9 protein-coding genes and 2 pseudogenes are annotated in these 12,049 nt (G+C 37.6%); all 11 read right to left on the bottom strand.

All coding sequences use genetic code 11. The annotated features are described in order from the left end of the window. Nucleotides 1-7 precede the first annotated feature (7 nt). The gene (locus tag IQ274_RS37985; protein WP_416209833.1) at nt 8-634 is read right to left on the bottom strand and encodes a sensor histidine kinase; all 627 of its coding nucleotides are present in this window, start codon (nt 632-634) and stop codon (nt 8-10) included. Between the two features lie 42 nt (nt 635-676). Continuing rightward, nucleotides 677-1,021, bottom strand: a pseudogene (locus tag IQ274_RS37980) (PAS domain S-box protein); the annotation flags it as partial. A gap of 135 nt (nt 1,022-1,156) precedes the next feature. Next, a pseudogene (locus tag IQ274_RS37975) lies at nt 1,157-1,549 on the bottom strand (PAS domain-containing protein); the annotation flags it as partial. An 888-nt stretch (nt 1,550-2,437) separates the two neighbouring features. Continuing rightward, nucleotides 2,438-3,721 (bottom strand): glycosyltransferase, encoded by a 1,284-nt coding sequence (locus IQ274_RS08955; protein ID WP_194142027.1) that lies wholly within the window; start codon nt 3,719-3,721, stop codon nt 2,438-2,440. 101 nt (nt 3,722-3,822) lie between these two features. Continuing rightward, nucleotides 3,823-4,146 carry an NAD-dependent epimerase/dehydratase family protein gene (locus tag IQ274_RS08950; protein WP_228058112.1) on the bottom strand — a complete coding sequence of 108 codons (324 nt, stop codon included), beginning with the start codon at nt 4,144-4,146 and terminating at the stop codon, nt 3,823-3,825. 466 nt (nt 4,147-4,612) lie between these two features. Beyond that, a complete protein-coding gene (locus IQ274_RS08945) occupies nt 4,613-6,490 on the bottom strand; it encodes a hypothetical protein (protein WP_194142025.1) in 1,878 nt (625 codons plus the stop codon). Between the two features lie 68 nt (nt 6,491-6,558). Then, a complete protein-coding gene (locus tag IQ274_RS08940; RefSeq protein WP_194142024.1) occupies nt 6,559-7,893 on the bottom strand; it encodes a phthiocerol/phthiodiolone dimycocerosyl transferase family protein in 1,335 nt (444 codons plus the stop codon). 183 nt (nt 7,894-8,076) lie between these two features. After that, nucleotides 8,077-8,382 carry a phosphopantetheine-binding protein gene (locus IQ274_RS08935; RefSeq protein WP_114080668.1) on the bottom strand — a complete coding sequence of 102 codons (306 nt, stop codon included), beginning with the start codon at nt 8,380-8,382 and terminating at the stop codon, nt 8,077-8,079. 209 nt (nt 8,383-8,591) lie between these two features. Further along, nucleotides 8,592-8,879, bottom strand: a complete 288-nt coding sequence (locus tag IQ274_RS08930; RefSeq protein ID WP_163929783.1) for a 2Fe-2S iron-sulfur cluster-binding protein — start codon at nt 8,877-8,879, stop codon at nt 8,592-8,594. A 49-nt stretch (nt 8,880-8,928) separates the two neighbouring features. Then, nucleotides 8,929-10,227 (bottom strand): hypothetical protein, encoded by a 1,299-nt coding sequence (locus IQ274_RS08925; protein WP_194142023.1) that lies wholly within the window; start codon nt 10,225-10,227, stop codon nt 8,929-8,931. 14 nt (nt 10,228-10,241) lie between these two features. After that, entirely contained in the window at nt 10,242-11,903 is a 1,662-nt protein-coding gene (locus IQ274_RS08920) for a PfaD family polyunsaturated fatty acid/polyketide biosynthesis protein (protein WP_194142022.1), read from the bottom strand. Between the last annotated feature and the right edge of the window lie 146 nt (nt 11,904-12,049).

Here is a 12,049-nt window from a genome sequence, read left to right as displayed (position 1 = left end):
TAGTTTGTTATATTAATGTAAATGTCACCTGACACTTCACACCCATATCACCTTGGATATTGATATTTCCGGAAAGTTGATTGGTTAAAGCATCCACTAATTGCCAGCCTAAAGAAGCTAGTTTTTGGAAATTAAAGTTTGGTGGTAAACCAATTCCGTCATCACTGACTACAAGTGTAACTTGCCGCTCTTGATTTTGGTTAATTTCTATATAAATCGTACCATTCCTACCTACGGGAAATGCATATTTCAAGGAATTAGATACAAGCTCATGGATAATTAAGCTACAAGGAATTGCCGTATCCAATCCGAGAAAAACGTGTTTGTCTATATTTAGTACCAGAGCAATCGCATCTTCATTGACTTCGTATGCAGTAAATAAACTTACTACTAAATCTCGAATATATTCACCAAAATTAACCTTTGCCAAGTCCTGAGACTCATACAATTTTTCGTGAACTAGAGCCATTGATGCAATCCGTTGTTGGCTTTGTTGGAATATTACCAAATCGTGTTTGTCTTTAATATAAGCAGATTGCAAACTTAGCAGACTGGAAATAACCTGTAAATTATTTTTGACCCGATGATAAATTTCTTTTAATAACACCTCTTTTTCTAAGAGTGATGCTTGCATTTGCTCCTCCCACTGCTTGCGATCGCGTAGGGCAGCTTGCCGTTCGCTAATATCTTCTACTACATAAATAAAATATCTTGGCTCCCCACTAGGTTCGCGCATTAAAGAGACGGTGAGATTAACCCAAACTATGGAGCTATCCTTACAAAAATAGCGCTTTTCTATTGAGTAAGTTTGAATATCATTTGCTAAAATCTGGTAAAAATATTTTAGGTCGGCATTAATATCATCTGGGTGAGTAATATCTTGAAAAGTTAGCAACTGTAGTTCTTCGGGTGTGTAACCAAGAATATTGCAAAGCCTCTGATTAACTAACAACCACCTTCCATCTATTGCTACATGGGCGATGCCAACAGCAGCTTGATGAAATGTAGCACGGAATCGTTCTTCACTTTCTCGTAATGCTTCTTCTATTCGCTGACGCTCAGTAATTTCTGTCTGTAGTGATTGATTAATTCTTGTTAACTGTGCTGTTCGTTCCTCCACCATATTTTCTAGTTGATTAAGTAGACTACTTACTGCCTCCTCTGCTTGCTTACGCTCAGTAATATCGGTATGTGACCCAGCCATCCGCACTACATTACCATCTTCATCCCACAGTGCTTGACCTCGATCCAAAATCCATTTGTAAGTGCCGTCTTTACATAAAACTCGATGCTCAGTAGTGTAAAACGGTGTTTTCTGAGAAAAGTGATCTTGGACTGCTTGTGTTACCCAATCCAGATCATCTGGATGTACTCGTTTCATCCTTTCATCTAAATGGTTAGAAATTTCGTGGTCTTCATAACCAAGCATTTTCTTCCAACGGGCCGAGAAGAATATTTCATTGGTTTTAACATTCCAGTCCCAAATTCCATCATTATTGCCGCGCAAAGCTAATTGCCAGCGTTGTTTACTTTCCCTCAACACCTCCTCAGTTAGTATGCGTTCAGCAATTTCCTTCTCTAGTTGAGCAGGACTTGGTAGGGCCAGTGCCTTGGGTATTAATGGCACAAGCTCTATAGCCGTCAATACAGAGACAAAAGCGGTAATAGCTTTGAGTAACCCTGATAGCCAATAGGTAGGATACCAAAGCGTCCACACATCCATCAAATGGGTTGTGCCACAAGCAACAATGAATGTGCCAAACATCAGAAATATCCAGCCGAAAGGCACATCTCGCCGTTTACGGACAAAGTAAACTAGCATAACTGGGATTGAATAATAAGCAAGTCCAGTTAGTACATCTGAAACCAGATGCAACCACACCAACCCTGGTTTCCAGAGGTAGCAATGTCCGTGGGGAATAAACTTGCTAGTAGAGAAAACATTATGTAAAAGTTCTATCATAATTTAGGGGTGCTATCGAAATTGATGACACTCCTAAGATTTTAGCTAAATAATGGTGATTCACCGAACTAAATATATCCTTCTTCTATTACTTTGGTCAGAGAATAATATAAGATATTTACAACATACTAATTTTGTCACGAACCTTTATTTAAAATATTTTTTTAGAAAATAAACGTTAAAATTCTCGTTCTATGTGACACATCAGTTCTACCAAATGTACCTTCTCCAGGTTTATGCTGAAAGCCATTAAATCTACCATGAGCAATATCTATAAACCATTGAATAGGGGGCAGTTCTTCACTAAAATTAGGTAGAAGGACTTCAATACAGAGCTGAAAAGAAGAAGTACGCAATAGAAGACGGATCAGGTTCATAATTAATTAACAACCCACAGCATTCGTTCTGACGCGAAGAGTTTTCTTAAAGAGTAATTAAGCAGATATGTACAACTCACAGACTTTCGTTATTTGCCTACCTATTAACTACCTGTGCAGCACCTTTTACCTCCAGTTTTTTCGATGCTCCAACATGCTGATAAAGTTTTTCTTCAAATTTTTCCATACACGCCGACCAATCAAATTTTTGTATGTAGAGGCGAGCCTGTCGAGACATTTCTTCTTTTAGAGCCGGATTCTCTAGAATCGCAATCACCTTCATAGCGAAATCTTTTGGGTTGTTAGGTTCAACTAGGAAGCCGTTGCGACCAGAGGATATCTGCTCTGAAGTTGAAGGCGCAAGGACTGCAACTACAGGGGTTCCAGAAGCCAGCGCTTCGTTAGTTGTGGTGCAAAAGTTTTCGGTGACGGAGGCATTGACAAATACATCTGCTCGCGCAAACCAGCCCAAAAGTTCTGTACCGTGAGACTCACCCCAAACCGTAATACCAGATTCAAACTTTTTGGCACGCCGACGGATCTCTTTATCCTGGGGACCACTACCAACAATCACTAAATGGACATCAGGAATTTTGGCAGCAATGAGCACAAATGCATCTAGGAGTTGCTTGACGTTCTTTTCTGCACTAATGCGTCCGACAAACAACAGAGTGGGTCGTTGATCGTCAGGAATAGGGTCATAACAAATGTTTCGGGGATGAAATTTTTCGCAATCAATTCCTTGATAGGGAAGATATTCTAGACGTTTGGCTGCCAGCAATTTGTACTTAGTGAGTTGTTCTTGGGAAGAAAAGTAATTAACATCATAAGCCTCACTCAATTGCTTAATTAAAATGGGAATGATCGGACGAATAAATCTAAAAGCCCACTCTCCTATGTAATATCGAATATAAGCAACTATATCGGTATGGAATATAGATATTATTGGTGTGCCTGTTCGCTTTGTGTATTCGATGCCAATAAGGCGACCATAACCTTGCAAAAAAAGTGAATAGTAACCGATCATTCCTGGCGCTTCTTCAACCACCACAATGTCAGGCTGAAAATTTAATAACAGCTTGGTATCACTCCAATATCGATAGTGCAATGGTTCGGGAAGAGAATTGTAGAATATCATTGGTTTGCTTGGGTAAGCATAAGAATAAAAGTTGGAGAAAGACTGAACTTCCTCCAGCCTTAACATGGGGCGATCGCGAACTTCTTTGGGATACAGATAATTGACACCAGGATGGATCAGAAAGACTTCATGTCCCTGCTGTAGCAACCAGCGAACACGCTGGTGTACTCCCATAGAAACCCCCGACATAAACGGAGCATATAATGCTGTAAAAATCGCAATACGAAGAGGTTGTTTATTCATGGTCTAATACTTGATATTTATGTATGATGCTTTAACACTTGGTATGAAAATTTTCTAAATCAACTACGGTGATTCAATTATCTTTTGGATGTCTCTTTTTCTCAGCTATTCCTGTATGCGCTGCATCCCATCGAAAGATGCACAAAGGTTTTGATACCAGCATTCTTAGCAGCTTTAGCTATATTGACAGTGCCCCTAATATTTACCTCATGAAAATGGTCAATTGACCCACCTTCTTTAGCTAGTTCAGCCGTATGTGTAACTACATCTACTACCTGACAAGCCATTTGGGCAGTAGCTGGATTAGTGACACTACTAACAATCACCTCAACACCGAGTTTTTGCGCTTTTTTAGCTTTATCTGAGAAATTTTGTAGTCCACGGACTTTCATTCCCTTTGCTATAGCTAACTCAGCAAAACGCAAGCTGATAAATCTATTAATTTCTATAATGATAATAGTTTGGTTTTCGATGTTTACAGATTTAATCTACAACTTTACTGTTGGAACAAGTTCAGGTGTTTTCTCCACTTATTACATATATAGTAAAAGTCATTTGAATACTACCTAAAAATCTCATTAGCTTGTGATTTATAAGTATATTATGACAGCAAGATACTCAATTGCAACTCAAATGCAACTCATACGCAACTCGATCAATACTTGAGTAATTTTTTGTAAATATTAAAAAGTCATCCGTATAAAAATGCTAGAAATAACGCTCTAGCATTTTTATGTGAATGACCTAAGCTTATTATTGATTAGATGCTTTAGCTTTGCTGTCTCATACCCTACTGCTAAAGCTTGCTACATGTACGAGTTCCGCAGCAAAGAGAATCATGCTTTCCAATTCTTGGTTAAACAGTGAGAATTAAAAGCCTCTTTCACAAATTTAGACTCTACATTCTTCTACCTTCGATCTCAGAGAAGCAAAATGTTTTCCACCTAATTCAATTTGCCCTTCTGCACACCCAGTTTTCAATCTTTCGACTAAATAATCCAAATCATGAGCTATAAAATTTGTGCCATGATCTGGTTCTACTAAACTAACTAAAGATATATTTCTAGCTTGTTGTTCGACTAAGCTAGAAATACCCAGAAAGTTGAATACACCAGATTCATAGGTTCCACAAGGTACTGAAGGATTATTTACCCCAACACAGTATTCATTTGGTTTAAACCAATCAAATGCTGGGTAGCCGTGAAAATGAACAATTGGCGCACCATTTTTAATTAACTCTGGTGTATACAAAGCCGCAGAAAGACTAATCGCAAGCATGACATAAATATCATAAGAAGGTTTCATATCTGCTAATTCCGAACGAATCACTTTAGGAAGTTGCAAATATAGCTTTTCTTTCAAACCAATTCTGATAATATCGTCAGCGATATTCAAGTCTGTTTTATTTGACCCAGAACGAGAACTTACAAGCCAAATATCGGGGATTTGTCTAAATACATATTTTTCTAATATTTTGATTTTGACATAGCGTCTACCATTTTCATTTTGACGAAGTTCGTTACTACTAAATCCCTTAACAGGTAGTAGACTTTCCCACTGGTTTTTAGTTACTTCCACATCTCCAAAATATTGTGGAGGTTCAGCATAAGCAACAAAGCCATAAGAGACACCTGTTCTACCATTTATAATGACGCTGACAATATCTCTATGGGATTTCCTTTTAATCACTTCATTCAATTTAAAACCGGGAGGAAATAAACCTGTTGATGCTAATTCCTGACCCAATTTCACTAATTTTGCAGCATAGATAGATTCTTGAGGATTATACTGTCCTAGCTCAAATCGACTCAGTAAAAGTGGAGCGATTGGCACAAAAACTTTAGGAATTAGTGATTTCAAAACAAACCGTTCTATCTCATCTTTGGAGAAAATAGAGTCTGAAAGATTCATATTTAATATAGAAATTTTATCAGATGATACTCCAATAACAATTTCTGAAAACGTTCTGATTAAAGTGTTTAAGCCAATATTGATTTTTTGTTTATACGGAATCAGAGGGTTGATGAAATCATGGTCTATTTTAGTAAGTACAATTACTTGGGTTTTACTAGGATTGTCAACGTACTTAGCGGCATGATCCTCAGCCCAACTGCTCAAACGAGCCATTTTTATAACAGGTATTTTTCGACCATTTAAAACAAATTTAGAATAAAATTGATAGAGAAGCTCTGCTGTAAAAATACCAAGTTTTCTTAGAATAGAAGGAGGTATTTCTACATCAATAATTGCATTAACTTCTGATTTAACTCCCTTAAACTTGAATTTTTTATTTTTATTAATTATTGGAATTGTCAAGTCATAGTTAAATTCTGCGATCGCTTCCTCCCAAGATAAAACTTTGACCCCATAATCTCTCAACTTAACTTCCAATTCTTGGCGAAATTTCCGAATCTCTTGATTTTTGTAGCTATTAGGCAAAGGTTTAAATGTAACTATCAGCTTTTGAGCCATAACTTTAGGATCGATAATTGGCGGCTTATACTCTACAGCTGATTGCTCTGAAAATCCCCCAATTAGACGACCAATAGTCTGTAAATTTAGTCCTTGACTTAAAGGGACAGAATCTAAATTAGTAGCGACATCCATCTCGTGTAAAAATGCCACAATCTCCGCTTTGCAAGCAACTATTTCTGCTTGCATTTCTAATGTGATTATGCCCTTGGGTGAGCGAATCTTTAATTTGTCGTTATCAACCCACAAATGAACACCCTGTTGAGTAAGGTTTGCTATAATCTCTGATGCGTTCATAGTTTCAGAATATCCTAATTGTTTAAAAGTATTGATATTTCAGAATATCAAATGAGCAATAAATATGCCTATTTGTACGTTAAAGAAGAGTCTAAATCCAAATTGCAAATCTCATGAATATAAGACATAACATTGTTCACAAGAAGTTTCATGGTGCTTTGGCTAATTGAAGGTTGAGAAAAAACAAAATTCAACAGCATTTTTCCTTGAAAAGTTGAGGCGTGGAGAACAAAAACACCTGCATACAAAGCATGGGAACCAGCGAAACTGATTTCTTCTAGTTCAAATTCACCGTAATATTTAGGTATATTTACTTTGCCAACATTAGAAACAGACACTGTGGCAGCTACTTGCTTGGGATAGATAAAACAAAAATCTATGAGATGCTTGGCAATCAAAATCATTTTAAAAAGATCGCCGGATTTTTTACTAACTTCAAGTTTTTGTTTCACCTCACGGGCTAATTCCCAAAAAGACGTGTTTTTCCCTATAGTATGAAATCCCATAATAGAGGAGGCTAATACAGCCATCTGATCATCACTAATTGCTGGTTCGAGATGTCTCCTCAAATCAAAATATGATAGGCAGTTTACTCGTGTATTTTTGCTATTCTCTTTAATTATTTTTCTCCTTATTGTAAACATCAGTACAGCACACAAAGCACTATGTACTGTTGTATTTTCTTGCCGACAATGATTTACAAATTTTTGGGTTAAGTCTTCGTCAAGTTGTCTGTGGATAATATTGCAACTACGCTTTGCAATAGATACGTACTTTTCAAAACCTAATGTTTTTGGTCGATTCCAGATTTTTTGCAACCCAAGCTGCAATAAAAAGATAATGCTATTTATCCTACCTCTAAATCCCTTAGTCCATTCGGGCATTAATTCTTCGATGGGTGGAAGTGGAGTTAAGCTAATAAATGGATTAATTGGTTCGCCGGATACAATTTTTTGACAACAAGTCAAGATTTCTGAGTGAAGTTGGATGGATGATAAACCATCTGCGATCGCATGGTGTATTGTTGTAATTAGGTAACTTATATGCTGATCGCCCAAAAGATGAATAAGAACAACTCGCAGCAAACCTTTGCTACTATCAATTCCGTTGTTCATCTCTTCATCAACCACTTCTTGCCACTGCTCATTGTCTAACTTTTTGACAACGCGGAAAGCAATATTTGCTGTTTCTTGACTTTGAAAAATAAGACTATTTTTCTCTCCAACAATTTTTGAATTTAGACGAGGGTGACGACATTGGATTACGTCTAAAGCCTGTGTCAGAGTTTCTTCGCAGATATAGCCCTTGATGCGGCTAATAGTTACTATGTTCCAGGTTTTAGCACGGCTATTTAAGATTTCCATAGCTTGCTCAAGGTGCCCCAGCTTTCTGTTGTAAATCATATTTACTTTTGGTTCCCTCTAACTACTAGATTATTTGCAAGCTTAGTTCTCAATTTAGGTTGTAATTATTGTTCGATAACCTGAACAACCTTTTGGTTAAGCTGTGCTAAAAACCTGGATATATTCATAGTTTCAAACTATCAAAATCTTGTGTTGCGAACTATTCAATAACAGCTTTGTTGTTCAAATCTCAAAAATCTCTGATTGCGAAGCTTTAGATTCTTCGGCTAAACGCTGGGATAGCGTTTCAATAGTGGGGTAATGCCACAATAAAATTGGAGATAGCTCAAAACCAAACAGCTTCTCGGCTTTGCTAACAAGAAACATTGCCTGCGCTGACTCTAAACCGTAGCTGTCTAAAGGCTGACTGACATCTATATCCTTGGGTTCGACTCCTAGCTGCTCTGCAATATGAGATACTAGCCAAGCTTGAATTTCTTCTGCGGTATAAGACTGCTTTTTAGTTGCCTCAGGAGTAGACTGACTCATTTACACACCTCTGAAGTGAAAGGAATAAGATATATGGCATTCCTAAATAGGATATGAACAGGCTATAATTTTTGTTCACAGCTTAGATAGGATTGCTGTACTGGCTAAAATTTTGAAAAGTTTAAGGTAGGAGATATTAGAAAAAAGTTTTACTTTTGCTACTGCTGCATATCTCCTAAGCGCATATCGAGCTACGTGACATTTATCAATTAATCAGCCACCCGAATGCGAATATCACCCTGCACTACGCATTGACAGGCTAGGCGAACATTGGGATTATCTGGAGCCAACACATCAAGTAAAATCTGCTCCTCATCCATCACAGGAGTTAGATTTTCTATCCCACTCATAACTTCTATAAGACAGGTTCCGCAAGCAACACAACGACAACCAAATAAAATTGAACTAGGATGTTCATCACAAATCTTAGTTAAGCGTTGGTTTGCTTCGACTTGAAGTGTTTTTTGATCATTTTCAAAATGAATAGATACTATCATTTCTAAACTCACTAGTGTCAAGAAAGAGGGTTAGCAGATTTAGCAACCCTTAGGCTACTTCAACAACTTTTTGAATTTCCTTAATTGCCAAAGCATCCTTGTAACGCTCATAGCGATTACCTAGCTTACTTGTATTTAACTCCAATCCCAGTGCCTTTATCAGACGCTCTAGCTGCTGAGATTTGTATTGCCAACTCTTTTGTTCCATGTAACCAATTATATTGCGCCACTTTGAACTTACCTGTCTCCAAGAATTAACTAATTGATTTATATCTACTTGCTTATCAGCTAATTCAGGGTGGTGCAGAGACATACTTAGTGAGTTCAGCCCAACTCTAATATCAGTTAGCATGATTCCTTGCACAGTGAGGTCTAACTTCTCCAAATAAGTAGTGTAACTAGCACTAATATAGTCTTCCACAATTAGCTGTATGAAATATCGAACGAAATCTTGAGCCTCTGGAGGAGCTACCCTATACAGTTCTACTCCTAAATCAAAAGATGTTGTGTAATGACGTGCTTCATCTGTTAAGTGGCCTTGATTCAATTCAAAAGCTAATGGTTCATAATCAAATTTTTCAGGGGAATCAAATAAATAGGCTTCGCTTTTTTTTAACTCCACGTTAGCCATGTACCGATACAGCAGAGTTAAGCTACCCAAGCCACTTTCTTGAACTTTTTCGGCCGGTAGCATCCTCATGGCATCCCCAATCATGAACCTTAAATTTCGGTATGTAAAATTTTGGCCTCGTTGCTGTGTCTGTTCTACAATATTTTTAAGAAAGCTTTTCCCCTTTTGAAGATTCAGCAGAGTTTCATTTAAATCTTCATCAAAAGTAAAACGGGTATCGAAACTGTCAAAATCTGATTGAGGTATTGCACCAACAGAACCATAGAAAAAACCAGGCTCATCAAAGGAGCTTTGAATTCCTATTTCTCGGCAGACCATACTATATACGGTTCTAAAAGACCAAATATGATCCATTTCTTCATTAGTTTCCTGGTGAAGAATCATAAATTCGTCCGAGTAGGAAGCAAAAACTTTTTCAGCAATACTCATATTGGACATGAGAGACTGATATTCGCTATTGGCAACATACTTGTAGAAGTTAGCAAAAAATGTCGCAGATAAAATCGACATTTGACGAGCATTAAAGGAAAGTAAATACTCACAAATCGGTACCGGTAAGGGAAGCATTCCCGGATGAGAGTAGAGTTTTTCTCCTTTAATTCCCTGCTTGCTCATGGCGATAGCAACAGGCTTTAATTCTAAAGAATGAGTATGTGCCTGCTCGAAAAGCTTATTTTGAATTTTGGGAATTCGGTTATCAATTTTAACAGTATTCATGTGATTTTCCTCCTTTAATTAAAAGTGACTGGACGATATTCACTGTAATAAGCGGGCATTTGTAAGCCCTGAACTTTCAAACTTTGTATCCGGTATAAAAACGCCGCTCCGGTCATAATATGGTTAGCAACATCAACAACCTGACGATTATTTGATTCAGATAAGTAAGAACCTCTAACCCAGTCATTGAAACTGCCCATAGCAGGGCCACACCAGATTTGATAATCCATTTCTCTGCCTTTTTCCCCAAAGTTAGACCAACGGGATGATAATCCCAGATACCAGCGAAAAATTAAAGCCATCTTCAGTTTGGGATTATTAACAGCCTTGGCCAATTTATCAGGATTGCGTTGAGATAAATAAGTAACTGTCTCTTGCCACACTGCATCCAAGCTCTTTTTCAAAACTTGTTTTTCTAATTTATCTCTTTCCACCAAGGAAATATCTTCAATTGAGTCATAGTTTTTATATAGTTCAAACATTTTTTGGGCTCGTAAAGGAAAGAGAGTTCCTCTTTTGAGCACTTGGAGTTTTACCCCCATTTCAAACATATCTGCTGCCGGAGCCATCATCACATCAGCCATCTCGGCTTGAGCCAATAATTGTTTAGTATGTTGAGAAGTTCCGGCTTCAATGCAAGACTGGTTAATCGAGCCTGTTACAACATAAGCAGCCCCCATCATAAAGGCAGCTAATGCTGATTGTGGCGTAGCAATTCCTCCTGCTACTCCAACTCGGACAGGTTTTTCATAAGAAAATTTTCTTTGAATTTCATCTCTCAATTCTAAGATGGAAGGTAAGAGACAAACCAGAGGACGATTATCTGTGTGACCACCAGAATCTGCCTCGGCAGTAATATCGTCAGCTACAGGAATTTTTTCAGCTAGGGTTGCTTGTAATTCACTGATAAGGCCTTGCTCAACTAATTGCTTCAAAATTTTTGTTGGAGCAGGTTGCAGAAATTTAATTGCAACTTCTCTCCGAGAAACTTTGGCAATAATTTTATTTTTGATTTCGATTTTATTGTCTACATTCAAACCAAGTCCAGCAGCGCGGTAGTAAACAATGTTGTCAGTCAAATCGAGGAAGGCGGAAGCTTCTATTGTTCTCACCTGATATTTAAGATACAAATCAACAACACCGCGTTCAATAGCAGGTTCACTGGGACTGTGGAGTAAGTTAAATGCGTAAGGCCCTTCGGGTAAAGCTTGCTGAATACGCTTAATGGCTGCTTCGACGCGATCAGGAGATAAGCCACCAGCACCAAATGAACTTAAGATTCTTTCTTTGCCAAGGGCAATTACCAGTTCTTCAGAAGCAATCCCTTGAGCCATTGCGCCTGTGGCATAAGCGTATTTTACACCATGAAAGTTTATAAAATTTGGATCGCCTAATTGTCGAGTTGACAGAGGTGGAGTAGATACTAATATTTCTGCCTGTCCAGTTTTTTCTTGGTTGCAAGGATATGGATAACCTTCGTTAGTTGCGCCAACTTTTCCTTCAACTCTAATAATATAACAAGGTTTTTCTAAATTTAGAAGCTTAGATTTTATGCCTTTTTCGTTAAAAGATACAAAATCTAAAATACCTTGCCAAACTTGATTTTGGTGGAATATATAGTCTGAAATTTTTAGGTAGTTACCATTGTTATTTAGTATATTATCTGCACCAATCATCTTTTTTAACCTCCAGTTACAGAAAATTGTTTACCAGATAATGTTTGAAGAATTTACAGCAGATTTTATACTGATTACCTGTGAGCTTGCTCTAGAGCAAGGGGCTTAAGCCCCTTGTCTTACTAAGCTTGATTTTGCACCAATTA

The organism is Nostoc sp. LEGE 12447 (genome assembly GCF_015206985.1).
Lineage (GTDB): Bacteria > Cyanobacteriota > Cyanobacteriia > Cyanobacteriales > Nostocaceae > Nostoc.
The sequence above is the reverse complement of the archived record's forward strand: the minus strand, read 5'-3'. Positions and strand labels throughout refer to the sequence as shown.

What these genes read in the sequence shown, in the direction of transcription:
- IQ274_RS37985 (WP_416209833.1), bottom strand. Translation starts at nt 634, where the DNA reads ATGCAAGCATCACTCTTAGAAAAAGAGGTGTTATTAAAAGAAATTTAT.
- IQ274_RS08955 (WP_194142027.1), bottom strand. Translation starts at nt 3,721, where the DNA reads ATGAATAAACAACCTCTTCGTATTGCGATTTTTACAGCATTATATGCT.
- IQ274_RS08945 (WP_194142025.1), bottom strand. Translation starts at nt 6,490, where the DNA reads ATGAACGCATCAGAGATTATAGCAAACCTTACTCAACAGGGTGTTCAT.
- IQ274_RS08940 (WP_194142024.1), bottom strand. Translation starts at nt 7,893, where the DNA reads ATGATTTACAACAGAAAGCTGGGGCACCTTGAGCAAGCTATGGAAATC.
- IQ274_RS08935 (WP_114080668.1), bottom strand. Translation starts at nt 8,382, where the DNA reads ATGAGTCAGTCTACTCCTGAGGCAACTAAAAAGCAGTCTTATACCGCA.
- IQ274_RS08930 (WP_163929783.1), bottom strand. Translation starts at nt 8,879, where the DNA reads ATGATAGTATCTATTCATTTTGAAAATGATCAAAAAACACTTCAAGTC.
- IQ274_RS08925 (WP_194142023.1), bottom strand. Translation starts at nt 10,227, where the DNA reads ATGAATACTGTTAAAATTGATAACCGAATTCCCAAAATTCAAAATAAG.
- IQ274_RS08920 (WP_194142022.1), bottom strand. Translation starts at nt 11,903, where the DNA reads ATGATTGGTGCAGATAATATACTAAATAACAATGGTAACTACCTAAAA.